The sequence below is a fragment of the Duganella sp. SG902 genome, from assembly GCF_013376005.1.
In the GTDB taxonomy this organism is placed as follows: domain Bacteria; phylum Pseudomonadota; class Gammaproteobacteria; order Burkholderiales; family Burkholderiaceae_D; genus Rugamonas.
This window is the reverse complement of sequence record NZ_JABMJK010000004.1, coordinates 274,298-300,201: the sequence shown is the minus strand read 5'-3', so window position 1 is coordinate 300,201 and position 25,904 is coordinate 274,298. Positions and strand designations below refer to the sequence as shown.

The following is a 25,904-nucleotide window of genomic DNA, read 5'->3' as shown; positions in this document are numbered from 1 at the left end:
ACGCAATATCCCCATTCACCTCAGCGCAATTGGATCAAGATGGCAAACACCGATTTAAACCACCTTTTCTCTCCTTACCAACTGGGCGAGCTGTCGCTCAGGAACCGCATGGTCATGGCGCCCATGACACGCAGCCGCGCGGTGGAAGGCAACCTCGCGCACCCGCTGGCGCCGACCTACTACGCACAGCGCGCCAGCGCCGGCCTCATCATCTCGGAGGCGACCCAGGTCAGCCAGCAGGGCGTCGGTTATATCCGCACGCCGGGCATCCACAGCGCCGACCAGATTGCCGCGTGGCGCCGTGTCACCGATGCGGTGCACCAAGCCGGCGGGGTGATTTTTGCCCAGCTCTGGCACGTGGGCCGCATCTCGCATCCGGAGTTTCATGGCGGCGAGCTGCCGGTCGCCCCGTCGGCGCTGAAGGGCGTGGGCGACGTCTTCATCGCGGGCGGCCGGCGGGTGCCGGTCGGCGTGCCGCGCGCGCTGAGAACCGATGAGATGCCGGATATCGTCGACCAATTCCGGGCGGCGGCGCGCAACGCCGACCTCGCGGGCTTCGACGGCGTCGAAATACACGGCAGCTCGGGTTATCTGCTCGATCAGTTCCTGCGCGACGGCTCCAACATCCGCACCGATCAATACGGCGGCAGCATTCCTAATCGCGCGCGCCTGCCGCTGGAGGTGGCCGCCGCCGTCGCGGCGGTGCTGGGCGCGCGCCGCGTCGGCTATCGCGTTGGCCCCAACCTCACGCTGCACGGCATGCACGACAGCGATCCGGTGGCCACGTTCACCTATCTGGCGGCGCAGCTGGACAAGCTGGGTATCGCCTATCTGCACGTGGCCGAGCCGGTCGCGGGGGAGGAAAAATTGCCCGCCACAGTGGAACCCGTCGCGCCGCATTTGCGCCGGGTGTTTTCAGGCGCGATTATGCTCAACGGCGGCTATGACGCGCCATTGGGCGAAGCCGCCATCAAGGCGGGCCAGGCCGATCTGATCGCGTATGGCGTGCCCTTCCTCGCCAACCCCGACCTGCCGGAGCGCCTGCGGCGTGGCGCGCCACTGAACACGCCGGACTATCCGAGCTTCTATCAGCCCGGTCCCGACGACGCGGTGGGCTACATTGACTATCCGTTTCTACCACGGTGATCCGGCCGCCACCTCAGGCCAGCGCGGGCAGCCGCGCCACCAGCGCATCGACCGCGAGCCTGAGGCGCAAGGGCACATGCGACGCCGCCGGCCACAAGGCGTGGCAATCCATGCTGGCGCCGGGCTGGTCGTCCATGACGCTGACCAGCGCCCCGCTCCGCAAGCGCTCGCGCACCAGCCATTCAGGCAGCCACGCCAATCCCAGCCCGGCGACGGCGGCATCGGCGATCGCCTCCAGGTCGTCGAGCTGCAAGCGGGAGGCCAGCGGCAGGTCGGTGATGCGGCCGCTGGCGTCGGGCAGCTGCCAGGTGTTGATACGGTCGGCCCGGCGATAGATCAGGATGCTGTGCGCCGCCAGCTCGGCGCTGCCGCGCGGCTCCCCATGCGCGGCGAGGTAAGCCGGCGCGGCGCACACTTTCTTGCGCAGCACCGCCAGCTTGCGCGCGCGCAGCCCCTCGCTTTCGGCGCCCAGCACGCCGCAGCGGATGGCGAGGTCGAAGCCTTCAGCCAGCACGTCGACCGGTCGGTCGCTGAAACTCAGGCTCAGCTCCAGCGACGGATGCTGCCGCGCCAGCTCCAGCAGGATGGGGGCGACGCAGCGGCGGCCAAACAGCACCGGCATGGACACGCGCAGGCGCCCCGCCACCTCGTGGCGGCCGGACGCCATCTGCGCCTCGGCCGCTTGCAGCTCCGCCTGGGCCCGCAGGCAATGCTCATAGTAGATCTGGCCGTCGTCGGTCAGGCTTTGCGCGCGCGTGGTGCGATGGAACAGGCGCGTGCCCAGCCGCGCCTCCAGCCGTGCCATGGATTTGCCGACCGCCGAGCGCGTCAAGCCGAGGTGTTCGGCCGCGCGCGCGAAGCTGCCCAGCCTTACCGCCTCCACGAACACGGTGACGCCGTCGAACCTTTCCTGGATGCCCGGCATGCTGGCGCCGCGAAACATTGGCGAATTTGAGTCTTCCGACATGGGAATATCTTTCTACATTGCGTAGTATTTTTCTACTTTAACATATCCGTGACGTGCCCAAAGGTGAATTTTGGGCGACAACGGCATCTCTTTTTAATCGCTGACTTAAGCAAGGAACCCATCATGAAACTGCTCTGCCTCGACATCCCCGCGCCCGGCGCCACCATGGAGCAATACCAACCGCACCTGATCGCCGAAGCCCGCCATGGCTGGCAGCTGTACAAGAACGGCCTCGTGCGCGACATCTATTTCCGGCAAGACCGTCCGGGCGTGGCCATCATCGCCGAGGCCGAATCGGTGGACGCCGCCAAACAGGCGCTGGCGGAGTTCCCGCTCGCCAAAGCCGGCTTGATCGGTTGGGAAGTGATTCCGCTGGGGCCTTTCCTGAACTGGGAGAGCCTGTTCGCCACCACCAACGGCTGACACGGAGGCCCGCCATGATCAAGGCCGTCACATTTGCCAACAAAGCGGTGGAGATCGCGGCGCATCTCCACCTCCCGCCCGACTTCCGCGAAGACCGGCAATATCCGGCGCTGGTGGGGATTCATCCCGCCGGCGGCGTGAAGGAACAAACCATCGGCCTGTACGCCAGGCGGCTGGCCGCCCACGGTTTCGTGGTGCTGGTGTATGACTCCTCCTACCAAGGGGCCAGCGGCGGCGAGCCACGCCTGCTGGAGGATCCGTCGACGCGCGTGGAGGACGCCCGCTGCGCCGCCGATTTTCTCACCACCTTGCCTTATGTGGCGGACCAGCGCATGGGCGTGTTCGGCGTGTGCGCCGGCGGCGGCTACGCGCTGGCGGTGGCGCAGACCGAGCGGCGCTTCAAGGCCGTGGCCGGCGTCTCCGCGACGCCGATGGGCGAGGCGGCCCGAAGCATGTTCGGCCAGCCCGTCTCCGCCGCCGACGTGATCCGGACGCTGGAAGCGGCGGCGGCGCAACGCACCGCGCAGGCACGGGGCGCCGCGCCGGTCTATGCGCCCTTCGTTCCGGAACGCCCGGAAGACATCGACAGGAATACGCCCACCATGCTGCGCGAAGGATACGACTACTACCGCACGCCCCGCGGCCAGCATCCGAACTCCAAGGGGCGTTTCCTGATGACCAGCCTGGACAAGATGTACGCCTTCTCCACCTTCCACCTGCTGCCGATGCTGCTGACCCAGCCACTGCTGCTGGTCGCCGGCAGCGAGGCCGACACCAAGGTATTCAGCGAGCGGGCTCACGCGCTGGCCACCGGGCCGAAAGAATTGCTGATCATCGACGGCGCCACCCACATGGCGCTGTACGACACGCCAGCCTATGTCGATCAGGCGGTGGCGCGGCTGGCGGCCTTCTTCGGCCAGCTGTAACCCTCTTTTTTCGAAGGAATATGAAACATGCCCAAGCAAGCCTCTGAACTCAAGCCCGTCCTCTTCGTCGTCTCCAGCAACGCGGTCAAGGGAGCGACCGGCATCCCCACCGGCTACAACCTGGCCGAGGTGACCCACCCGCTGGAAAAGCTGCACGCGGCCGGCATCCGCGTTGAATTCGCCTCGCCGCTGGGCGGGGACGCTCCGCTGGACGGACTGGAGGACATGAACGATCCTGTCATCGCCCACTACTGGGCCGATGCCGACTTCCGCCACGCCATCTCGCACACGCTGCCGCTGGACGATGTCGATCCGGCGCGCTATTCGGCCATCTTCTTCGCCGGCGGCCACGGCACCATGTGGGACTTCCCCGACAATGCGGCCGCGCAAAAGGCGATCCGCGAGATCGACGCCGCCGGCGGCATCGTCTCGGCGGTGTGCCACGGCCCGGCCGCGCTGGTCAACGCCCGCCGCGCCGACGGCAGCCTGCTGGTGGCCGGCAAAAAGCTGGCGGCCTTCACCAATGACGAGGAGGAGGAAGTGCAGTCCACCAACGTGGTGCCGTTCCTGCTGGCGTCCACGCTGATCGCGCGCGGCGCGCTGCACCAGAACGCCGCCAACTGGGCCGACAACGTGGTGGTCGACGGCCGCCTGATCACCGGACAGAATCCACAGTCCGCCGCCCGCCTGGGCGAAGCGCTGCGCGACGCCCTGCTGGCCTGACCGGCAACGCGACCGGAAAGGCGGCACCGTGAAACTGATCTGCGTGGAAGAACATGTGCTCGACGCCGCCACCGGCGCGGCCACCCAGCCCCTGCTGCGGGCCGAGGCGCCCTACCTGTCCGACTGGGGCAGCCGCGTGATCGATGGCCAGCGTGTGGCCGACACCAGCCGTCCGCACGTGCTGGCGCCGGCCGAGTCCGCCCGCAAGGCGCTGGACATGGGCGCGAGCCGCCTGGCCGACATGGACGCGGCCGGCATCGACATGCAGGTGCTGTCCTATGGCGGCTTTGCGCAGCTGCTGCCGGCCGCGCGGGCGATCGACCTGTGCCGCGCCGCCAATGACAGGCTGGCGCAGGCGGCGCAAGCCCATCCGACGCGCTTCGGCGGCTTCGCCGCGCTGCCCTGGCAAGCGCCCGAGGCCGCCGCGCGCGAACTGGAGCGGGCCGTCCAGGTGCTGGGGCTCAAGGGCGCGCTCATCAACGGACGCCCGGGCGACACCTTCCTGGATGATCCGCGCCACGCCCCTGTGCTGGCGGCCTTCGACGCGCTGGGCGTGCCTTTGTACGTGCATCCCGGCCTGCCGCTGCCGGCGGTGCAAGCGCCTTACTACGGCGGCTTCGACAAGGAGCTGAGCGCGCGGCTGGCCATGTTCGGCTGGGGCTGGCACAACGAGGCTGGCGTGCAGGTCGTGCGCATGATGCTGGCGGGCCTGTTCGACCGCTATCCCCGGCTGCAAGTCATCAGCGGCCATTGGGGCGGGATGGTGCCATTCTTCCTGCAGCGGCTGGAGGACGCGATCCCACAGGAGGCTTCCGGCCTGCGTCGTCCCATCGTGCAGACTTACCGCGAACACGTCCATGTCTCGCCCAGCGGCATGCTGACGCTGCCGCACTTCCAGTTCATCCACGCCTTGATGGGGGCGGACCGCATTCTGTATTCCATCGACTACCCCTACCAGAGCCTGGACGGCGCGCGCGCCTTCCTAGACGGCTTGCCGGTCAGCGCGGCCGACAAGGCGCTGGTAGCCCATGGCAACGCGGAACGGCTGCTGGGATTATGAAGCGTTTACTTGCCTGGGGCTTGCCAGCCTGTCTCTTACTGATCTCCGCCATGAGCCACGCGCAAAATGAGGAAATGATGGTCCGTATTTCAGAAATCCAGGTGCATCGGGCGCACCTTAAGCAGTACATGGAAATCCTACACGAGGAAGCGGCGGCATCGGTGAGACTGGAGCCGGGCGTGATCGCCATCTTCCCCATGTATCAGCGCGACGACGATACCGAGTTCAGGATTCTGGAGATTTACGCCAACCGCCAGGCCTATGAGGCGCACCTCCAGACGCCTCACTTTCAACACTACAAGACCAGCACGCTGTCCATGGTGAAGTCACTGAAACTGATCGACATGGAGGCGCTGGACGCGGCCACCATGTCGGCGATCTTCAGGAAGCTGCCGCGCCCGTGACCTTGCGGTAGATCGGCCCCTGCCCCGGCTTCGGCTTCGAGTCCTTCGGCACGGGGCCGTTGACCTGGTTGATCGTCACGTTGTCGTAATACGGCATGCTGACCTTTTTCGTGTCCGCGCCGGCGATCACGCCGGCCATCCCACGCGCGTACAAGCCATCCTTTGCGGTGACCACCTGCTTGCCGTCGATGAAGCCGGTCATCTGGTCGCCCTTGAAGCGCAGCTTCAGGTTGTGCCAGCGCTTGGGCGTGATGCCTGGCACGCGCGCGGTGGCCAGCACCTTCTCGCCGCCTTCGTTGGCGTCGTTCTCGGCCTTGATCAGCGCCTGCTGCTCGGCGTCGCCCACCAGCGCTTTCTTGTCCACCTTGCCGCGCACGACCGTCAGCTCAAGCTCGCCAGCGCTGTTCAGTTGCAGGACGTAGCCCTTGGGGATGAAGCCATAACCGGTGCCGACGTGATTGATGCGGCCCATCACACCCGCCACCTCGCCGGGGTTGAGATAGATGTCCGCGCTGACCTCGTAGTCCGACCACTGGTCGTCGCCGATGATGGTGTAGGGATTCCAGTCCGGCGCCCAGGAATGCGACGGCACGGGGACGGCCTGGCGCAGGCATTTTCCTGGTTTGCCAGGGCAGGAGGCCAGCTCGAACGCGCCGCCGATGTCGGCGAAGTAGCGCGGCAAATGGCCCCACTCTTCAGGACGCGCGTACTGCTCGAACGTTTCCCGGTACGGGAACGGGAAGGCCTGTTGCGCGGGCACGTCCGGGAACGCGCCTTTTTGCTGGCCCCGCGTGGTGGTCAGCGAATAGATGGCGTTCGGCTCCAGCGTCAACGTCAGCACGCCCTGCCGCGGCGCGATATCGGCCAGCCGCACGAACTGCTCCTGCGCAGTGGTCTGCCAAACGGCCACGTCCTGCGTCGACAAGCCACCGCCGACTTCAAGGCGTATCTGCTGCGGCCCTTTGGCCTCGCGCGTTTCGATGATGACGCTATAGTCCTTGCCCGGCGATTTGAGCGTGACGAACGAACCGCCGCCGGCAAGCTCGCCGCTGCCGCCGTTCAGGTAGGTCCAGCCGACCTCCGTGAACTGGCCGTAGTGCGCGTACGCCCAGACGTGCGGATTCAGGCGGTAATGGCCGCTCCACGGCCAGTTGGCGCGGATGGCGGATTCCTTGTCGCCAGGATACGGCTCGGTGGTGTACAGGCCGGCGATGCCGTACCAGTTGACGATCTTGGTGATGCCGTTGTGGATGTAGTTCTCGTTGAAGGCGCGCACCACGCCGATCGCGCCGTCATAGCCGGCGATGTACACATGCCCCTCGGTGTTCCACAAGGGCTTGCCCATCTTGCCGGCCGCCGCGCGCACGTCTGGCGGCACGCGCGACTTGTCCAGCACGTTGACGTGCGCGCTGATGATGTCGATCGAATCGCGCAGCGCGGCGTCGGTCGCCATGTCTTTCACGAAATCGTATTTCGAATCATCAGGCCAGTTGTCGAAACTGTGGATCCTTACCTTGCTAAAACCGCCCGCGTCGAGCTTGGCGCGCAGCGCTTTCACGAAGTCGTAGCTCACGCCTTTTTCATTGCGGCTGCCGATGGCGTCGAACTCCAGGCCGTAGACCTTGCGCAGCCCCTGCAGCCAGCTGACGTAATAGTCGGCGCCGTCCGGCGTGAAGAATTCCCGTTCGCCGCCCGGGCCATGGGGGAAGCGCTGGCCGTTGTCGCCGATCCAGCCCGGAGCGCTCCACGCGGTGCCGTCCAGTGAGAGCGCCGGGTTGCGCCGCTTGGCTTCCCGCATCACCCACCAGGTGTAGCCACGGGTGTAGTTCAGGTCGTCCCGCGTGTGCATGTGGCTGGGCATCGAGCCTTGCGTCGAGTTGCCATCGCCGGGGATTTCCACCAGCAAGGCGCTAATGGAGGCGCCGAACTTCGGCTTGTACATGAAGTCCAGGATCTGGCTGCGTTGCGGTTCGGGATAATCCTTCAGCAGGACCGAGGTGGCGCCGCCGCCATCGACCACGCCGATGCCATCGAAACGCGGCCCGCCGGCGTCCCCCTTCAACTGAATGCTTTGCGGGCCGGCTGTTTCAGTGCCGGATACGGCCACGCCGGCGCACAAGGCCAGCACAGAGGCACCCACAACGGTGCGAACGAATCTTTGCATCATGTCCCCAGAATATAGTTATCGATAACACAACTCACCCGATGCTACCGCAAAAGCGCGACCGTATCAACCGGCGGATGAGGAATATTCCGAAAAGTGACCGTTGACGAATTTGGTCACTTGAATCAAAATGAGACTTATGTGACTTTCATGCAGGAACTTATGAAAACAATATCGGTAATGCTCTGCGCTCTAGCCGCGTTCGTTCTCAGTGGCTGCGCAGTGACCAGCCAAGGCGAATACACGTCCCGATGGAGCAAGGACGCGCCGCGCTACACGCAACTGGACGAAGGTGTCACCATGCGCTATACCCGCGCAGGCGACGGCCCACCTTTAATCCTGCTGCACACGATACGCACGCAGCTCGACTATTTCGAGAAGTTGGCGCCCGCGCTACAGGGGCAATATCAGGTGTACGCACTGGATCTGCCGGGCCACGGCCAGTCGAGCTTGCCGCAGGTGGAATATACGGAAGCGTTTTTGCGCAAGGCGGTCGCCCAATTCATCGTCAAGCAGGACTTGAAGAATGTCACCCTCGTCGGCGAATCCATCGGCGGCGTCCTGGCGTTGACGGTTTCGACCGAACTGCCGGACCGGGTCAGCCGGGTGATCGCGCTGAATCCCTACGACTACGGCGAGGACTTCGGCGGCGGCATCCGCCGCAGCGAGAGTGGCTGGATGATCGGCTTGTTCAACTTGTTTGGCAGTCACACCTTCGAGCCGCGATTCGTCACCGCGTCGGTGCTGAACGGCGGCTTCCATGACCCATCCCGGCTGCCGCCGGCGCTGCTGACCGAATTTTCCCGCACCGGTTACCGCGACGGTTACCGCAAGGTCGAATATTCAGTATTTAAAAACTGGACGAGCTGGGTGGAGGCCCGGGCGCTGTATCAGCGCGTCACCGTCCCCACCACCCTGGTCTACGGCGACGAGGACTGGTCCAATGCGCAAGAACGTGAGCGCAACCGCCAAGCCATTCCCAACGCCAAATTAATCGTGCTGGAAAAATCGGGGCATTTCACCGCGTTGGAGAAACCCGACGAGGTCGCCAGCATCGTACTGAAGCGACCATGAATAACCATGGTCACAATATCCAAATAAATCCGGAGACTACAACTTGAAACCAAAATTCCTTGCCATCGCCGTCGCCACCACGCTGGCCGCCGCATCGCTGCCAGCTCACGCCTCCGGCTACCGCTTCGGCTCGCAAAGCGTCTCTGCCCAGAGCACCGCCGACGCCAACGGCGCCGAGGCGCTGGACGCGTCCACCATCTACGCCAACCCGGCCGGCCTGACCCGCCTGGAGGGGACGCAGATCACCGGCGGCGTGACGGTCGTCATGCCGCACTCCACGTTCACCGACGGCGGCTCGCGGCGCTTCACCGGCACCGGCTCGGGCGGCCTGACCACGCAGGACAGCTACGTCCCCGACATGGTGGCCGCGCCGTCCCTGTATTTCAGCAAGCGTATCGACCAGCGCTGGACCGCCGGCGTCGGCCTGTTCGTCCCCTACGGGACCAAGCTGGATTACGACAACAACTGGTCGGGCCGCTACGCGCTCACCAACGTGAAGCTGGAGTCGATCAACCTGAATCCCTCGCTCGGCTTCAAGCTCAATGAGCAGCATGCCTTTGGCTTCGGCGTCAGCGCGCAGTTCATGAAGGCCAAGCTGGGCCAGGGCGTCGATGTGCCCGGTTCGCTCGCGGCACTGGCCGGCTCGCCCAACGGCGCCGCCCTGCTGCGCGGCGTCATCGCGGCCGGCGGCAATCCGGCGGTGCTGTCCAGCGTCCAGGATGGCCACGGTTCGATGGAAGGCCAGGATTGGGGCTATGGCTGGAATCTGGGCTACCTGTTCCAGCTCAATCCGGACACGCGCTTCGGCCTGGCCTACCGTTCATCGGTGTCGCACAAGATGCGCGGCGGCGCGCTGTGGGACTTCACCGTCACCACCGATCCGATCGTCAACCGGATCATCGCCGCCAACTCGGGCAGGGCCAATTCCGCCGTGCTGCTGGACGTGCGCACGCCGGAGACGTTCTCGATCAACGGTTTCCACCAGATCGACCGCCAGTGGGCAGTGATGGGCGACGCCAGCTGGACCCGCAACTCGCGCCTGCGGAACCTGAACATCCAGTTCCCCGGCACGGTGCAGGGCGACGAGGTGATACAGCAGAACTGGAAAAACACCTGGCGCTTCTCGCTGGGCACCAGCTACCAGCTGAATGAAAAACTGGCGCTGCGCGGCGGCGTGGCCTACGACCAGTCGCCGGTGGCCGGCAATACCCTGCGCCACCCCGCCCTGCCGGACGAGGCGCGCACGCAGTTCTCGTTCGGCGCCAACTGGAAGCTGGACAGCAACGCCTCGCTCGACCTCGCGTATTCCTACCTGCGCTTCCACGACGCCGAGGGCAGCTACAAAAACAGCTGCTCTCCGCTGATGAGCGGCTGCACCGGCAACGGCGAACTGACGCGCGGGACCTGGCAAACCCACATGCAGCTGGTGAGCGTGGCGTACACCTACAAGTTCTGAGCCTGCGGCATCAGCAGGCGCGGCAGCACTTCCGCCGCTGCCGCGCCTGTCCGGCCTGGGCATCCGCCCGCGAAGGCGCCTATCAGGCGGACGCCGTGTCCTGAATCACGCCACGGCGCAGCTGGTCACGCTCGATGGACTCGAACAGCGCCTTGAAGTTGCCCTCGCCGAAGCCATCGTCGCCCTTGCGCTGGATGAATTCGAAGAACACCGGACCCAGCTGGGTTTCCGAGAAGATCTGCAGCAACAGGCGCGGCTTGCCATCCACCACCGAGCCGTCCAGCAACAGGCCGCGCGCCTGCAGCTCGGCGGCGTTTTCGCCGTGGCCCGGCACGCGGCTGTCGAGCATTTCGTAGTAGGTGGCGGGCGGTGCGCTCATCAGCGGCACGCCGGCCGCGCGCAGCTTGTCGACGGTGCCGATCAGGTCGTCGGTCAGCAGCGCGATGTGCTGGATGCCCTCGCCGTTGAACTTCATCAGGAACTCCTCGATCTGGCCGCCGCCGGCCTTGCCCTCCTCGTTCAGCGGGATGCGGATCATGCCGTCCGGCGCAGTCATTGCGCGCGAGGTCAGGCCGGTGTACTCGCCCTTGATGTCGAAGTAGCGGATTTCCTTGAAGTTGAACAGGCGCTCGTAGAACGAGGCCCAGTAGCTCATGCGGCCACGGTAGACGTTGTGGGTCAGGTGGTCGATGATCTGCAGGCCGTGGCCGGCCGGATGGCGCTCCACGCCTTCGATGAACTCGAAGTCGATATCGTAGATGGAGGCGCCGTCCTCGAAGCGGTCGATCAGGTACAGCGGCGCGCCGCCGATGCCCTTGATGGCCGGCAGGCGCAGTTCCATCACGCCGGTCTGCATGTCCATCGCTTGCGCGCCCAGCTCCAGCGCGCGGGCGTAGGCCTGGTGCGAATTGCGCACGCGGAAGGCCATGCCGCAAGCCGACGGGCCGTGCTCGGCCGCGAAGTAGGCGGCCGGGCTGTGCGGCTCGTTGTTGATGATGAAGTTGATGCCGCCCTGGCGGTACAGCTGCACGTTCTTGGAACGGTGGTTGGCCACCTTGGTGAAGCCCAGCTGGGCGAACACCGTCTCCAGCACGCCCGGCACCGGCGAGGCGAATTCCACGAATTCAAAGCCCATTAGGCCCATTGGGTTGTCGAACAAGTCTGCCATGTTATTTTTCCTTTTTAAAGTTGTGATAGCCGCCGGTGCCGCGCGTGACCAGCGCGTCCTCGGGCAGGATCGTGCCCGGCTCGAGCACCGGCTTGTGCCGCACTTGCGCGTACAACGGGTCGAAATCGGTGTGCGCCAGTTGCAGCAACTCGTCGAGATCGCGGATGACGAAATAGGTTTCCTGGAAGTCGTCGATGCGGTAATCGGTCTGCATCACGCGCGCCAGGTCGAAGCGCACGCGGTTGGGCGAGGCGTCGTCCAGCGCGAACAGCGACTCGGTGTACGAGGAGACGATGCCGGCGCCGTACAGGCGCAGGCCGTCCTTCTGCTGCACCAGGCCAAATTCCACGGTGTACCAGTAGACGCGCGCCAGCAGGTCCAGCACGCCCTTCTCCTTCGCGCGCAGGCCGCCCACGCCGTAGGCCTGGATGTAGTCGGCGATGATGGGGTTCATCAGCAGCGGAACGTGGCCGAACACGTCGTGGAACACGTCCGGTTCCTGCAGGTAGTCCAGCTGGTCGGCGCCGCGGATGAACTGGCCGGCCGGGAAACGGCGGTTGGCCAGGTGTTCGAAGAACACCTCGTCCGGCACCAGGCCCGGCACCGCCACCACCTGCCAGCCGGTGTGGCGCATCAGCACTTCGCTCAGTTGGCGGAAGTCGGGGATTTTGTCGGGGGCGATCGGCAGCGCGCGCATGCCGGCCAGGAATTCGTCGCAGGCGCGGCCCTCCAGCAGCTTGCTCTGGCGCTCGAACAGCGTCTTCCAGACCGCGTGCTGCGCCGGCGTGTACTGCTCCCATTGCTGGTCGATGGTCCAGTCGTCGCGCTGGCCCGGCGGCAGGTCAGACAGATGCATGAGCGTGTCCTTTCGCGGCGCTGTCGCAGAACTGCGCCATGTCGATGTCCCTGTGCGTCAGGCCGCCCGCGTCGTGGGTGGTCCAGGTGACGCGCACCTTGTTGTAGACGTTGCTCCACTCGGGATGGTGGTTGCGCTTTTCCGCCGCCAGCGCGACGGCGGTCATGAAGGCGAAGGCCTCCACGAAGCCGGCGAACACGAACTCGCGGCTGATGGACAGCTGGTCGGCGGCCAGCGACCAGCCTTGCGGCACCGGCACCTTGGTGAGGTCGATTTTTTCCATATCACTTCTCCGTCATGACTTGAACCATGGCCTGCGCCACCGGCGCCACGCCCGCGTTGCTCAGGGCCGCGAGACACATGCGGCCGGAATCGATCAGGTACACGCCATGTTCATCGCGCAGCTTGCGGATTTGCTCCACCGGCAGGCCGGTGTAGCTGAACATGCCCCGCTGCACGCGCAGGTATTCAAAATCGCCGCCCGGCAGGCGCGCCTGCAGTTCGGCGTGCAGCGCGCCGCGAATGTGCTTCATGCGCACGCGCATGGCGGTCAGTTCCTGCTCCCACTGGGCGCGCAACTGCGCGTCCTGCAGCACGGTGCTGATCACGCGCGCGCCGTAGCCCGGCGGGCTGGAGTAGTTCTTGCGCACGGCCGATTGCAGTTGGCCCAGCACCTTGGCGGTTTCGCCGGCGTCCTTGCAGGTGACGTGCAGCGCGCCGCAACGCTCGCCGTAGATGGCGAAATTCTTGGAATAGGAACTGGCGACCAGCAGAGGGATATTCTGCTCCGCAAAGTGGCGGATCGCAAATGCGTCGTCATCGATGCCCTCGCCGAAGCCCTGGTAGGCGATGTCGAAGAACGGCAGCAGGCCGCGCTCCTGGACCACCAGCGCCAGCTCGCGCCATTGCTGCTGGTCGAGGTCGGCGCCGGTCGGGTTGTGGCAGCAGGCGTGCAGCACCACGATGTCGCCGGCCGGCAGCGCGCGCAGCGCGGCCAGCATGGCGTCGAACGCCACGCCGTGGCTTGCAGGCGAATAGTAGGGATAGGCCGCCACCTCGAAACCGGCGCCGCCAAAGATGCCCTTGTGGTTGTCCCAGGTCGGGTCGCTGACCCACACGCGCGCTTGCGGGAACCAGGCCTTGAGGAAATCGGCGCCGACTTTCAGCGCGCCCGAGCCGCCCAGCGTCTGGATGGTGGCGATGCGTTCGGCCCGCGCATCGCCGAACACCAGCTTGCGCGATTGCTCGCGGTAGGCCGGCGAGCCGGCCATCGGCAGATAGGGATGCGGATGGATGGACTGGGCCAGATGCTTCTCGGCGGCGGCGACGGCGCCCATCAGCGGGATGCGCTGCTCGTCGTTCAGATACACGCCAATGCTCAGGTTGATTTTCGCCGGCCGCGGGTCGGCGGCGAATTGCTCGTTGAGCGTGAGGATGGGGTCCCCCGCGAATGCTTCAATATGCTGAAACATTTCGTCTCCTGTTTTTATGATGAAAACATGGAGAGCTTAAACCTCAAAAGCCGGGAAAAGTAACCGCAATTAACGGAGTTTTGTATAATTTGCGCACAAATTATTCAGATATCCATTGCGAGGCGCACAAAATGATCACCACCATCGACAAGTTCGATTTGCAGCTGCTGACCGAGCTCCAGCGCGACGGCCAGGCCACCAACAGCGCCCTCGGCAACAAGATCCATTTGTCCACCTCGCAGGTCAGCCGGCGCGTGCAGCGTTTGCAGGACGGCGGCGTGATCGATCACTACGCGGCCATCATCGATCCGGTGGCGGTCGGGCTGGATGTGATGGCGTTCACCGAGGTGACGCTGGACCACCACAGCCCCTCCGCCAGCGAGCGTTTCGAAAAAGAGGTGGCGGAGCTGCCGGAGGTGACCGAGTGCTACACGCTGGCCGGCCGCGCCGACTACCACCTGCGCGTGGTGGCGCCGGACCTGGCGTCGCTGTCGAGGTTCATGACCGAGAAGATCCTGCGCATTCCGGGCGTGGCGCAGATGAAGTCCACCGTCACGCTGCGCAAGATCAAGCACACGCACGAGCTGCCGCTCGATCACGTGATGCAGCCGACCGAGACGCGCAAGCGCGTTCAGTTCACCTGATTGAGGAAACGCCGGACGGCGTCGAGCACCAGTTCGGGGTATTCGCGCTGCGGCGAGTGGTGGCAGTTGGACAGGATCACGACCTGGGATGGGCCCCCGGTCAGTTTGGCGATGTGGCGCGGGTGCTCGAGCGAGCCGTATTCATCGCGGTCGCCGTGCAGCGCCAGCAGCGGACAGCGGACGTGCGGCGCGCTTTGTTCGATGCGCCAGCCGGCAAAGCCGGCGGAGAGCCAGGTGTCCAGCCATGCGTGCAGCACCCATGCGGCCTTGTCGCCGTGGTATTTGGCGAGGCGTTCCAGCTGGCCCGGTTGCGCGAAAGCCGCTTGTGCCTGACGCAGGCCCTCGACAATGCCACGGTCCACTTGCGCCTGCGACGACATGGTGATGAGCGCTTCGCAATCATCGGCGTAGAGCGAGGCGCAACTGGCGGCCATGCCGCCGCCCACGCTGTAGCCGAAAGCGACGAAGCGGCCGATGTCAAGCGCCTGGCGCAGCAAGGGAAAGTACCGGCGCGCCTCGTCTTCAATGAAGTGGATCGACCAGCCGCCCGGATGCGGCGCGGACTGGCCGAAGCCAAAGCGGTCGTAGGCGATGACCTTGCGGCCGGTGGCCTCGGCCAGCGCGGCGGGGAAATCGCGCCACAGCGCCACACAGCCCAGCGAATCGTGGAACAGAACGATCGGCGCGCCGCCCGCCGCGCCAGCATCGGCAGGCGTCCAGCTGCGCGCGTGCAGCCGGCCGTACGGCGTGGAGAGATGGAATACTTGCTCGGACATTGGTGCATCTTACACCAGCGCCCGGCATCGCTAGCGCCCGGCGCGGCGCGTGGCGTGATGCTTGCGGCTCTTGCGCCGCGAAGCCGAACGGGCCGGCGCCTTGTGGCGCCGTTTGGTTTCGCCGGCCTCGCTGCGTTGCTTGTTGACGATACGGGCCGCCACCTCCTCCTCGCGGCCGGCGTACCGCCCTTCCTTCTTGAACTTGCGCTCCAACTTCTGATATTCGCGCTCCCGTTTCGGGCTGGCTCCTGTGGGCATGATGCTCTCCTGATCAACGATAGCGCCAGCCTAAGCGCGCAAAGCCCCAAGGTCTGTTCGACAACTAACCGCGCACGGCAGCCAATTCAGCTTCCAGACCAGTTGCTATATGCAAAAGACTGGCCTTAGCCGCGTCCCGCCGGGTGTTCCGTGACGCCCGCGCCTCATGCGAATAAAATCGCTCACGCACTTCCGCGCTCCGGTCCGATGACACGACTGCCTCAAACCAGTCGCCCTGGTACACAGGAAGCAACTCGCCTCCCCCCGCTTTATAGCCTAGCGAACGCAACGGGTACAAGTCCATGATTTCTATCAGGCGCTTATCGAAGGTCAGAAACGCGGTGAAGAAATAGCGTGCCTCCCGGTTAATATTCAGTGTCATTGCTTCTTCAAGATGACGTATGTGCAGGAGATCCCAGGCCATGTTACTCAGTTGCTTGGGCAGATCATTTCGGCCCTTCTGAATTTTTCCAAAGAAACTAAGATCCTGACCTCGTTCAAAGTACGCCCGCGCAATGACTGTCTCACGTGCAAATATGGTGGCGAGTTCGCCGTCACAAAATGCGAGAAAGTCTATAACCTTCTCGGTTACGCTTCGGCCAGCGGAATATAGTTGAATCAAGGCCATTTTCATCAGGCAAATGTACATGTACTGATGTCGGGTACGCAATCCGTCCAGCGCTGCATGATTGTGCCGTTCCTCGTACATATCCGAAATCAGCTTCAAGGCACGCGAATCGAGCTCGCCAGCGGTCAACACCGAACGGGCTTGTCCATTCACCTTCAGCCATTCCTTGTCCAAGGTGCGAAGCGTCTCGTACGCCTTCAGTTTGGCGAAAATTCGGTCTGCCGCTTTTGCGTCACCAAGGTTGAAGCGATTCTCATTAATGTAAGGAAGTGGGTCTACGTTGACCTCATCCCTTGCAATGAACTCAAACACCTCCTTAAAGTCGTCCGGAATTTTGTTATTTGGAAGCCCTTTGATGTAGGGCTCCAGATAGCTCATGGCCTGTGTATCGAGCGAGATCGAGAAATCAACAGGATAGGAAACCGGCCCCTGGCGGGCCTTCATCTCGCTGAAGGTATCGGGATCGAGCACAAATACGCGTTCAGACGAAAATACACTGCGTACTGCGGCGCCCGCCCCGAATGCACGATTTACAGCAAAGCCGAGGCTGGCCCCCTTTTCAGCAGCGAAGACGAATTTATAGTCGCTGATTAACGGCCAGCATTGGCCATACACCGCCATGACCTCAGCAACAGAATCAGCGTTGCAGATCTCGGCGACAAGCTCGCGCGTGATCGCGTCCCTATCCATCTCTATCACTTGCCTAGCGCTTGATGAACAGCGCTTGCAGGTCGCCGTATGGCATGGCCTGGGCGATCAGTGGGCCGGCGTTGCCGGTGGCGAGGAAGCCTTTGGCCATCTCTGCGGCCACCGCCCACAGCGCTTGCGGGATGCCGGAGCCGGCGCTCAGGCGCGCCACACCGAGCTTGTGCAACTCATCGGCCGATGGCAGGCCCGGCCAGTCCATGACGTTGACCGGCAAGCCCGCGCCCGCCACCACTGCCTTGATCTCGTCCACCTTGCAGATGCCGGGCACGAACAGGCTGTCGGCGCCCGCTTCCTTGTACAGTGCGGCGCGCTTCAGCACTTCCGCCACGCGCTCGCCTTCCGGCGCCAGGCCGCGCAAGTAGACGTCGGTGCGGGTGTTGATGAAGATGTAGCGGCCCTGCTGGCGGATCGCGCTGATCTTCTCAGCCAGCAGCGCCGGCGCGTCGTTGCCGTCCTCCAGGTTGATGCCGGATACGCCGGCCTCGATCAGGCGCAGCACGTTGCGCGCCACTTGCAGCGGTTCGGACGAGTAGCCATTTTCAAAGTCCACCGATAGCGGCACCGTCAGCACACGGGCGATGTTGGCAGCCACTGCCACGGCGTTGTCGACCGGCAGGTGGTCGTTGTCCGCGTAGCCCTGCGCCCACGCCACGCCGGCGCTGGTGGTGGCGATGGCCGCCGCGCCAAGACTTTCAAACAGGCGCGCGCTGCCGGCGTCCCAGGCGTTGGGCAGGTGCAGCAGCTTGCTGCCGTCGTGCAGCTTCTTGAACTCGTTCATGCGGTCTCCTTGGGTTAAATTGCTTTAAAAAAGACTGGCTTGCGCCGTGGTCAGGCTGGTAAAGCTGTCGTTCATCGGCAGCAGGATGGAATCGGCGATCGGCTGCAGTTGCTTGGTCAGGTAATGCTCGTAGTCGATGTTGGAACGCATGACTTCCAGCGGCTCCGGTCCGCCGGTGGTCATCACGTAGCTGATCCAGCCACCGTTCTGGTAACGCAGCGGCCGGCGTTGCGACTGATTGTACTCATCGGCCAGACGCGCGGCGCGCACTTGCGGCGGCACGTTGACCTTGTATTCGTCCAGCGGCTGGCGCAGGCGCTTGCGGTACACCAGCAGGTCGTCGTAGGCGCCGGACATGGTTTTCTGCGCATACTCGCGCACGTACTCCTGGTAGGGCTCGTCCTTGAAGATGCGCGTGAACAGCCCTTGCTGGAACTGCTGCGCCAGCGGCGTCCAGTCGCTGCGCGCCACTTCCAGCCCGCGATAGATGACCTCCTCCTCGCCCTTGCTGTTGATGGTCAGGCCGGCGTAGCGCTTCTTGCTGCCCATGTCGGTGCCGCGTATGGTCGGCATGAAGAATTTCTGGTAGTGGGTGTCGAACTCGATTTCGAGGTGGCATTCCAGGCCGTGCTTTTCCTTCAGCATGGTGCGCCACCAGTTGTTGATGTAGTCCGCCAGCTCCGCGCCGATGGCCAGCGCCTGCTCGTTCGGATACTCCTTTTTCAGCCAGATGAAGATGGAGTCAGTGTCGCCGTAGATGACGTCGTAACCTTTGGCCTCCACCAGCTCGCGCGTCTGCTTCAGCATCTGGTGGCCGCGCAGCGTGACCGAGGACACCAGGCGCGGATTGAAGAAGCGGCATTCGCTCGCGCCCAGCACGCCGCAGAAGGAATTCATCAGCAGCTTGAGCGCGGTCGAGAGCGGCTCGTTCTTGGCGCGCTTGGCGGCGTCGCGCTGTTTCCAGATTTCGGTGGTGATGGCCGGCAGGCAGTGCTTCTCGCGCGAGAACACGGTGCCGTTCACGCCCTCCACCACGCCGGCCTTGTCGGTGGCGATCTCGCCCTCGACCAGGCCAACCGGGTCGACCAGGAAGGTGCGGATGATGGACGGGTACAGGCTCTTGTAGTCCAGCACCACCACCGAGTCATACAGGCCAGGCTTGGAATCGATGACGAAGCCGCCTGGCGAGGCGCCGCCGTGAATGTCGCCGACGTTGGGCGCGACATAGCCCTCGCGGTGCATGCGCGGCAGATAGTGGTGGCTGAAGGCGGCGATCGAGCCGCCCAGATGGTCGGCCGCCAGGCCCGTCACGGTGGCGCGCTCGATCATGAAGGCCAGCAGGTTGGCCTTCTCGAAGATGCGCGTGACCAGCTCGCAATCCTTCAGGTTGTACAGCGCCAGCGCCGGCTTGTCCTGGTGGAAGCGGCGTTCGATTTCCGCCATCTTGTCGTAGTCGTCGCCGATGTCCTTGCCCTCGCCCAGCATGGATTGCGCCACGTTTTGCAGGCTGTACGAGGGGAACAGCCACGAGGCCGATTTCAGCGCGTCGATGCCGTCGAGGATGATGCGGCCCGGCACCGGCGCGAACAGATAGCCCTGCTTGCCCGGATGCTCGCGCCATTCGATGGCCCTGCCCTCGCGCCCGAACGCCAGCGGCACCTTGTGCTTGTCGGCGTTCTTTTGCAGCACGCGCAGGTCGAACTGCACCACGTTCCAGCCGATCACCACGTCCGGATCGTGGCGCGCCATCCAGGCGTTCAGGCGTTCGATCAGCTGGCGCGGGGTGGCGCAGTATTCGAGGTCGAAGTCCACCGCCGGCGGCTCGGCCGGCGCAGCGCCCAGCATGTAGACCTGGCGCTGGCCGCAACCTTCCAGCGCGATCGAATACAACTCTTCGAAGGCGCTGGTTTCAATGTCCAGCGACACCATGCGCAATGTGGGCCGGTAGTCCGGCGCAGGCTTGAGCTTGCAGTTGTGGATGACGGCGCCGCTATCGTGGCCGCCCTCGGTCTGCACGGTGGCGGTGATGAACCGTTCCATCAGGTAGCGCTCGGGCGGGCGGATGTCCGCCTCGTACAGCTTGACGCCGTGGTCGCGCAGGCTGCGCTCCAGCGCCGTCAGCTGCTTGTAGCGCGACGCGTAGACGCCCACCACCGGCTGCTGTTGAAAGGTCTTGAGTTGCAGCTCGCGCAGTTCGATGCCGGCATCGGCCGCGATCTGCGCTTCGATGACGCCGCGCAGCGAGGCCTCGGCGAAGGCGACCGAGGTCTGCCCGGTCAGCCGCACCTTCTTCGGGCCGGCGTCGGTCGCCAGCCAAAAGTCGATCTCCGTCCCACCGGGCGTGTCGCGCCAGTGACGGGTCAGGATGAAGCCGGTATGTGCGGTATGCGTCATAGCGGAATTATACTGTATGCGCATACAGTTTACCCTACTCTGCGCGGGAATGACGACCCTTAACAAAAAAAAAGCCCGCTCAGGGAGCGGGCTAAATCTATTTCCTTGGAGGAGAATAGAGGAGACAGGTGAATGATGCGCCTTACTCGACTATTAATCCAATTTATCTTTCTGATGCCAGAGATTCACACGGCGCATATCACTCAAAACTTCACGTCCAGCTTGACGCTGAAATAACGGAATACGTCGCGCGGCGGCACCCAGCTGTTGGCCGTGACCTGTGGCGAGGTCGCGGTCGGGCCGGCGCGGAACGACGACGGGCCGCTGGCGTTGGCGTTCGGGATGTAGAAGCGGTCGAACAGGTTGTTGACGCGGAAACTCAGCTTGTAGCTGTCGTTCGGCGCGCGGATGCCGAAGCCCAGGTCGGTGATGCTATAGGCCTTGTTGCGCGCGTTCGGGTCGTTGTTGATGTTGGTAAGGTAGTCGCTTTGATAACGCACGTTGGCGTTGACGAAGCCCTTGAACGGCATGGCCGGAATCGAAAAGTCGTAGTTGGCGCCGATGTTGGCCTTGATTTTCGGCGTGCCGGGGAACACCGAGTGGTCGAGGTTCTGCACGCCGGTGGTCGAGCCCGGCGTGATCGGGAAGCAGGCCGTGTTCTGGCCGGCGATCGAGCCGTTGGCGGCCAGCTTGGTGCCGTTCACCGCCACGTTGGTCGGATCGCTGTAGCACGGACCGTTGGCCCACTTCTCGATGGTAGGCAGGGTGAAGGCCAGCGCCGCGTTCACGGTCAGGTTGTTGGCCACCAGCGCGTTGGCGTCGATCTCGAAACCGTGGGTGCGGATGTGCGGAATCGAATTCAGCTGGCTGTAGATGGTCGGATCGTTCGGCAGCACATAGGTGACGTTCTGCTGGTAGCCGAAGAAGTCCGAGTTGTAATACGTGGCCGCCACCGACATGCGGTTGTTGAACAGATTGGCCTTGGTGCCGATCTCGAAGCTCTGGCTGGTCTCCGGCTTGACCGGGAACGCCGCCGCCGCCTTCAGGCCCGAGGTCACGTCGTACGCCTCGCCCTTGTAGCCGGTCGAGACCTGGGTGTACACCATCCAGTCCGGCGTGAGCTGCTTCTGCAGGCTGAGCTTGCCGGTGGTGGCCGGATCGCTGTTGCCGTAGCTTTGGAACTGGTCCACGCCCACCGGCCCCGGCTTGAACGACGCCTCGTCCAGCTGGTCGGTGTAGAAGTTGCGCTTGTAGTGGTAGCCCGAGATTTCCTGGTTGAAGCGCACGCCGGCGGTCAGCGTCCAGGTCGGCAGGAATTCCCACGAGGCCTGGCCGAAGATGGCCTTGTTGGTGTTGTAGATGTCGGTGTAGTAGTTGGTCGGGCTCGACGGCGAGTTGGCGTTGCAGGTCATCGGCGCCACGCAGTAGCCGCGGATGAAGTGGCGGTAGATCTCGTTATGCGCCAGCCACAATCCGGCCACGTATTTGAAGCTGCCCGCGTCCGGCGAGACGTAGCGGATCTCCTGCGTCTTGGAGCGGATGTCGTAGGTGCCGAACTGGTAATTGCCGATGGTCGGCACGGTCGAACCTGCCGCCGCGATGGTCGGCAGGTCGGTGAAGTCCTGGTCGCGGAAGTCGTTGGCCAGGTATTTGCTCCACGAGGTGATCGACATCAGCGTGGCATCGTTCGGCAAGGTCCACGCCACCTTCAGGCCGACGCCGCGGTCGCTGGAGATCAGGCCGGTCGGGAAGTCGCGGCGCACGTTGCGGTTGCCCGGATCGTTGACGTTGATGCCGGCCATCAGCTGCGAGGCGGGCAGCTGCGGATTGCCGTTCAGGTAGACGCCATCGAGGCCGATCGGGGTCGACACCAGGGTGCCGGCGGCGGCCGAGCCGGTGCGCAGGAAGAAGCCATTGACGGCGGTCACGCCGCGCGAGTTTTCCTGGTAGTTGTAGCGCGGGGTCAGATCGACCTGCACGCTGTCGATCGGGTTCCACTGCAGCTTGGCCATGAAGGTCTTGCCGCCCGAGCCGTTGACGTCCTTGCCGTCGGTCAGGTTGTGGAAGTTGCCCGGCATGCGCGTCTTGCCGGCGTACAGGCGCATGGCGAAGTGCTCGTCCAGCTGGCCGCCGGCCGAGGCGTTGACGCGCCATTCATTGTCGTTGGTGAGGTAGGTGCTGGCGCGGTACACCATCGGGCCGGAGATCGGCTTGGTGACGATGTTGACCGCGCCGGCCACCGCCGACTTGCCGAACAGCGTGCTCTGCGGCCCCTTCAGCACCTCGATGCGCGACACGTCGGCCAGGTCCTTGAAGGCCTGGAACTGGGTGGCGATCGGAATGTCGTCGATGATGACGGCCACGTCCGACTCGACGCCGATGCCGACCGACACGGTGCCGATGCCGCGCATGAAGATGGCGTTGTTGGCGGCGGTGGTGCCGGAATTCAGCGTCAGCGACGGCATCATGGCCACCACGTCCTCGATCTCGCGGATATTGGTGCGCTGGATTTCCTGCTCGCTCATCACCGAAATCGCCATTGGAACGCTTTCCAATTTTTCGACGCGTTTATTCGCCGTAACGACTACAGTCTCCAGGGTGCCGGGTTTGGTGGCCGATTCCTCCTGTTGGGCCTGCGCATTCATGGACAGCAAGGCCAGGCCGAGCGCCGCAGCCATCGGCGTCAGGTGGATGGTTTTTATCATGGTCGTCTCCGTTGTAGTTTTAGTTAATCGTTTAACTTAAGTGACGAGCAAGATTAAATCAGAGAGCCTTGGAAGTCAACACATGTAGGAAAACCGCGCAACAAGTGCGCGGAAAACGATTACCTTAAACCCAGCAGGGTTATTTATGGCGGGCAAGTTCCATTTTGCCGATCTGGGACCGGTGCACCTCGTCCGGGCCGTCCGCCAGCCGCAATGAGCGGGCGCTGGCGTAGGCGTGGGCCAGGAAAGGATCGGCCATGCCGCCGCCGCCCTGCACCTGGATCGCCCAGTCGATCACCTGGCAGGCCATGGACGGCGCCGCCACCTTGATCATGGCGATTTCCTTGGCCGCGACCTTGTTGCCGACCGTGTCCATCATGTAAGCGGCGTTCAAAACCAGCAGACGCGCCTGGTCGATCAGGATGCGGGCCTCGGCGATGCGTTCCAGCGTGACGCCCTGCTCCGCCACCGGCTTGCCGAAGGCCACCCGGCTCAGGCTGCGCTTGCACATCTGGCCCAGCGCGCGCTCGGCCAGGCCGATCAGGCGCATGCAATGGTGGATGCGCCCGGGGCCGAGGCGGCCCTGGGCGATCTCGAAGCCCCTGCCCTCGCCCAGGATCAGGTTGTCGGCCGGGACGCGCACGTTGTCGAACACGATTTCGGCGTGGCCGTGCGGGGCGTCGTCAAAACCCAGCACCGGCAGGTGACGCAGGATGTTCACGCCCGGCGTGTCGCGCGGCACCAGGATCATCGATTGCTGCTTGTGCCGGCTGGGATTGTCCGGATCGCTCTTGCCCATGAAGATGAACACGGCGCAGCGCGGGTCGTTGGCGCCGGACGACCACCACTTGCGGCCGTTGATCACGTAATGGTCGCCATCGCGCACGATGGAGCTGGCGATGTTGGTGGCGTCGGACGAGGCCACGTCCGGCTCGGTCATGCCGAAGCAGGAGCGGATGCGGCCGTCCAGCAGCGGCTCGAGCCACTGCTGTTGCTGCGCCGGCGTGCCGTAGCGCGCCAGCACCTCCATGTTGCCGGTGTCCGGCGCCGAGCAGTTGAACACTTCCGGCGCCCAGTGCACACGGCCCATGATTTCGCACAGCGGCGCGTACTCCAGGTTGGTGAGGCCGGCGCCGTGTGCGGAATCCGGCAGGAACAGGTTCCACAAGCCGGCGGCGCGCGCCTTCAGCTTGAGGTCTTCCATGAGCTTGGTCGGCACCCAGGCATTGCCGGCCGCGCGGTTGGCGTCGATCTCTGCATGGAAGGCGGCTTCGTTGGGGTAGATGTGCTCGTCCATGAAGGCCGTCAGCCTGGCCTGGAGTTCCTGTACTTTCGGGCTGTATGCGAAATCCATTGTGTGTCTCCTGTTATCGGTAAGTGACGCTGCCCGGCTGGCCCAGCCATTCCAGGTGCGCGTAGTTATTCAGGTAGCTCAGCGTGAACTGGCCGGGGCGCTGCAGCAGCTTGGTGACGGCGCAATTGGCCAGCGTCCAGTTCAGTTCCATGACCTGGTAGTCCTGCAGGCCCAGCAGGTGCTGCATCAGCGTGGCGATCACGCCGCCGGAGGTGAACACGATGGTGGTTTGCTTGCTGCTGTCGGTATCCAGCCGCTCCAGCGCGCGTACGCAGCGGCGGCGGAAGTCGGGCCAGGTTTCGGCGTAGTCGCTGTCGTGCCAGCCGCTCATCCAGCGCTGCATGGCGGCGCGGAACAGGTGCTCCAGCGCGCGCGACGGGTCGACGTGATTGGCCAGCAGCGCCTTGAAGGCGATGGCGTCGGCGTATTCCGGGCAATGGCGCAGCAGCACTTCGTGGTGGTCGAATTCGGCAAAGTCTTGATCGGTGATCCACTCGGTTTCCGCCAGCAGCGGTTTGGGCAGCTCGGCCAGACAGGTGTCGGCGGTTTGCCGGTGACGCGCCATGCCGCCCGTGACCACCTTGTGGAAGGGCTGGCGGCTGTTGGCATACCACTGCCCCAGCAAGCGCGCCTGCTCATAGCCCAATTCCGACAGTTGATCGTAATTGGCGGCGCCGAACGATGCTTGTCCGTGGCGCACCAGCAAGATTTGTCCCATACCCCTCCCTGTAAAACTCCGCCGGTCATTCCGGCGAAGGCCGGAATCCATAGAACGTACGCGTTCAACTCAACATGAACCGCATCGGCGGACCATCCGATTCCGCCGGAATGACGGATCAGCCGCTAGCTTAGCGGCTACCCTATAATTCATCAAATGAATAGAATTAATTCATCTGAATAAATACCATGCATATATCAAAAGTTGATCTCAACCTATTCATCGTGCTGGACGCAATCTACACCGAGGGCAGCATCACGCGCGCCAGCCAGAAGATGAATCTGACGCAGCCAGCCATCAGCCACGCGCTCAACCGCTTGCGGCAGCTGTTTGACGATCCGTTGTTTGAACGCCAGGGCCATGTGATGGTCGCCACGCCGCTGGCCCGTTCCATCATCGAACCGGTGCGGCGCGCGCTGCGCGGCTTTGAAGTGACCCTGAGCGGCGCGGCGCGCTTCGACGCCGGCAGCAGCGAGCGGAGTTTCTCGCTGGCGGTGCGCGACGTGCTGGAGGCGAGCGTGCTGCCGCCATTGATGGCCGGCATCGCGCGCGAGGCGCCGTTGGCCACGCTGAACACCGCGCAGGTCAGCCGCCGCGAACTGGAGGGCGAACTGGCGGCCGGCACGCTGGACGCGGCGATCGACATCCTGCTACCGCTGTCGAACGATATCCGCCGCGCGCAGCTGGCGGGCGACAAAACCGTGGTGCTGTTACGGCGCGGCCATCCGCTGGTGAAGCGGCGCAAGCTGACGCTGGAGACCTATCTGCAACTGGAGCATGTCCAGACCAGTTCCCGCCGGCGCGGGCCGGGCCTGGAAGACGTGGAACTGAGCCGCCTAGGCCTGCAACGCCGCGTCCGGCTGCGCTGCCAGCACTACTTCGCCGCCTGCCGCGTGGTGAGCGAAACCGACCTGGCCCTGACCATGCCCGAACGGCTGGCCCGCATCGTCAACCAGCAGTTCAACAACCAGATCCTGCCGGTGCCGCTGGACATGCCCTCGCTGGATGTCTACCTGTACTGGCACGCCAACGTCGACGCCGATCCGGCCAACATCTGGCTGCGCGGGAGGATCGCCGCCGCCATGCAGGCTATCGCCTGAGC

General features: G+C 64.2%; 24 protein-coding genes. 10 read left to right on the top strand and 14 right to left on the bottom strand.

Annotated elements, in window-relative coordinates:
- Window positions 1-39: 39 nt before the first annotated feature.
- Window positions 40-1,146, top strand: a complete 1,107-nt coding sequence (locus FHW83_RS10720) for an alkene reductase (protein ID WP_176646345.1) — start codon at window positions 40-42, stop codon at window positions 1,144-1,146.
- A 13-nt stretch (window positions 1,147-1,159) separates the two neighbouring features.
- Here the strand turns inward: FHW83_RS10720 and FHW83_RS10715 are convergent, their stop codons facing one another.
- On the bottom strand, window positions 1,160-2,113 hold the full coding sequence (locus FHW83_RS10715) for a LysR family transcriptional regulator (RefSeq protein ID WP_176646344.1): 954 nt from the start codon (window positions 2,111-2,113) through the stop codon (window positions 1,160-1,162).
- Window positions 2,114-2,236: 123 nt separating this feature from the next.
- Here FHW83_RS10715 and FHW83_RS10710 point away from each other — a divergent pair, with 123 nt between their 5' ends.
- From FHW83_RS10710 to FHW83_RS10690, 5 genes are read left to right on the top strand one after another with little or no spacing between them, the layout of a single operon-like run.
- Window positions 2,237-2,536, top strand: coding sequence for a superoxide dismutase (locus FHW83_RS10710; RefSeq protein WP_176646343.1), 300 nt, complete (start codon window positions 2,237-2,239; stop codon window positions 2,534-2,536).
- A gap of 14 nt (window positions 2,537-2,550) precedes the next feature.
- Window positions 2,551-3,462 (top strand): alpha/beta hydrolase, encoded by a 912-nt coding sequence (locus tag FHW83_RS10705; protein WP_176646342.1) that lies wholly within the window; start codon window positions 2,551-2,553, stop codon window positions 3,460-3,462.
- 27 nt (window positions 3,463-3,489) lie between these two features.
- Entirely contained in the window at window positions 3,490-4,185 is a 696-nt protein-coding gene (locus FHW83_RS10700; protein WP_176646341.1) for a type 1 glutamine amidotransferase domain-containing protein, read from the top strand.
- Window positions 4,186-4,213: 28 nt separating this feature from the next.
- Entirely contained in the window at window positions 4,214-5,245 is a 1,032-nt protein-coding gene (locus tag FHW83_RS10695) for an amidohydrolase family protein (RefSeq protein WP_176646340.1), read from the top strand.
- A 50-nt stretch (window positions 5,246-5,295) separates the two neighbouring features.
- Window positions 5,296-5,649, top strand: coding sequence for an antibiotic biosynthesis monooxygenase (locus tag FHW83_RS10690; RefSeq protein WP_308936745.1), 354 nt, complete (start codon window positions 5,296-5,298; stop codon window positions 5,647-5,649).
- On the opposite strand, the gene FHW83_RS10685 is transcribed toward FHW83_RS10690, so the two are convergent.
- Window positions 5,627-7,777 (bottom strand): family 16 glycoside hydrolase, encoded by a 2,151-nt coding sequence (locus tag FHW83_RS10685; protein ID WP_218106243.1) that lies wholly within the window; start codon window positions 7,775-7,777, stop codon window positions 5,627-5,629. The genes FHW83_RS10690 and FHW83_RS10685 overlap by 23 nt on opposite strands.
- A 132-nt stretch (window positions 7,778-7,909) precedes the next feature.
- Here FHW83_RS10685 and FHW83_RS10680 point away from each other — a divergent pair, with 132 nt between their 5' ends.
- A complete protein-coding gene (locus FHW83_RS10680) occupies window positions 7,910-8,887 on the top strand; it encodes an alpha/beta hydrolase (RefSeq protein WP_176646338.1) in 978 nt (325 codons plus the stop codon).
- Window positions 8,888-8,930: 43 nt separating this feature from the next.
- Window positions 8,931-10,343, top strand: coding sequence for an OmpP1/FadL family transporter (locus FHW83_RS10675; RefSeq protein WP_176646337.1), 1,413 nt, complete (start codon window positions 8,931-8,933; stop codon window positions 10,341-10,343).
- A gap of 82 nt (window positions 10,344-10,425) precedes the next feature.
- Here FHW83_RS10675 and hppD read toward each other — a convergent pair whose 3' ends face one another.
- The 4 genes from hppD to FHW83_RS10655 are packed head-to-tail and all read right to left on the bottom strand — an operon-like array spanning window position 10,426 to window position 13,839.
- Window positions 10,426-11,511, bottom strand: coding sequence for a 4-hydroxyphenylpyruvate dioxygenase (gene hppD / locus FHW83_RS10670; protein ID WP_176646336.1), 1,086 nt, complete (start codon window positions 11,509-11,511; stop codon window positions 10,426-10,428).
- Window position 11,512: 1 nt separating this feature from the next.
- The gene (gene phhA, locus FHW83_RS10665; RefSeq protein ID WP_176646335.1) at window positions 11,513-12,367 is read right to left on the bottom strand and encodes a phenylalanine 4-monooxygenase; all 855 of its coding nucleotides are present in this window, start codon (window positions 12,365-12,367) and stop codon (window positions 11,513-11,515) included.
- On the bottom strand, window positions 12,354-12,650 hold the full coding sequence (locus FHW83_RS10660) for a 4a-hydroxytetrahydrobiopterin dehydratase (RefSeq protein ID WP_176646334.1): 297 nt from the start codon (window positions 12,648-12,650) through the stop codon (window positions 12,354-12,356). The genes phhA and FHW83_RS10660 overlap by 14 nt, the downstream gene beginning before the upstream one ends.
- Before the next feature lies 1 nt (window position 12,651).
- Window positions 12,652-13,839, bottom strand: coding sequence for an amino acid aminotransferase (locus FHW83_RS10655; protein ID WP_176646333.1), 1,188 nt, complete (start codon window positions 13,837-13,839; stop codon window positions 12,652-12,654).
- Between the two features lie 131 nt (window positions 13,840-13,970).
- Here FHW83_RS10655 and FHW83_RS10650 point away from each other — a divergent pair, with 131 nt between their 5' ends.
- Window positions 13,971-14,483, top strand: a complete 513-nt coding sequence (locus FHW83_RS10650; protein WP_176646332.1) for an Lrp/AsnC family transcriptional regulator — start codon at window positions 13,971-13,973, stop codon at window positions 14,481-14,483.
- Here FHW83_RS10650 and FHW83_RS10645 read toward each other — a convergent pair.
- The 8 genes from FHW83_RS10645 to FHW83_RS10610 form a co-directional block, all read right to left on the bottom strand.
- Entirely contained in the window at window positions 14,471-15,259 is a 789-nt protein-coding gene (locus tag FHW83_RS10645) for an alpha/beta fold hydrolase (protein WP_176646331.1), read from the bottom strand. The two genes, FHW83_RS10650 and FHW83_RS10645, sit on opposite strands and share 13 nt — an antisense overlap.
- A 30-nt stretch (window positions 15,260-15,289) precedes the next feature.
- Entirely contained in the window at window positions 15,290-15,517 is a 228-nt protein-coding gene (locus FHW83_RS10640; protein ID WP_176646094.1) for a hypothetical protein, read from the bottom strand.
- A gap of 64 nt (window positions 15,518-15,581) precedes the next feature.
- Window positions 15,582-16,835: a hypothetical protein gene (locus FHW83_RS10635; RefSeq protein ID WP_176646330.1), complete on the bottom strand. Its 1,254-nt coding sequence runs from the start codon at window positions 16,833-16,835 to the stop codon at window positions 15,582-15,584.
- Window positions 16,836-16,848: 13 nt separating this feature from the next.
- A complete protein-coding gene (locus FHW83_RS10630; RefSeq protein WP_176646329.1) occupies window positions 16,849-17,631 on the bottom strand; it encodes an isocitrate lyase/phosphoenolpyruvate mutase family protein in 783 nt (260 codons plus the stop codon).
- Window positions 17,632-17,655: 24 nt separating this feature from the next.
- Window positions 17,656-20,025 (bottom strand): DNA polymerase II, encoded by a 2,370-nt coding sequence (locus tag FHW83_RS10625; protein ID WP_176646328.1) that lies wholly within the window; start codon window positions 20,023-20,025, stop codon window positions 17,656-17,658.
- Between the two features lie 203 nt (window positions 20,026-20,228).
- The gene (locus FHW83_RS10620; RefSeq protein WP_176646327.1) at window positions 20,229-22,730 is read right to left on the bottom strand and encodes a TonB-dependent receptor; all 2,502 of its coding nucleotides are present in this window, start codon (window positions 22,728-22,730) and stop codon (window positions 20,229-20,231) included.
- A gap of 139 nt (window positions 22,731-22,869) precedes the next feature.
- A complete protein-coding gene (locus FHW83_RS10615) occupies window positions 22,870-24,084 on the bottom strand; it encodes an acyl-CoA dehydrogenase family protein (protein WP_176646326.1) in 1,215 nt (404 codons plus the stop codon).
- Between the two features lie 13 nt (window positions 24,085-24,097).
- A complete protein-coding gene (locus FHW83_RS10610) occupies window positions 24,098-24,802 on the bottom strand; it encodes a histidine phosphatase family protein (protein WP_176646325.1) in 705 nt (234 codons plus the stop codon).
- 188 nt (window positions 24,803-24,990) lie between these two features.
- On the opposite strand from FHW83_RS10610, the gene FHW83_RS10605 reads away from it, so the two are divergent.
- Complete coding sequence (locus FHW83_RS10605; protein ID WP_176646324.1) at window positions 24,991-25,902, top strand: LysR family transcriptional regulator; 912 nt, start codon at window positions 24,991-24,993, stop codon at window positions 25,900-25,902.
- Window positions 25,903-25,904: the final 2 nt, after the last annotated feature.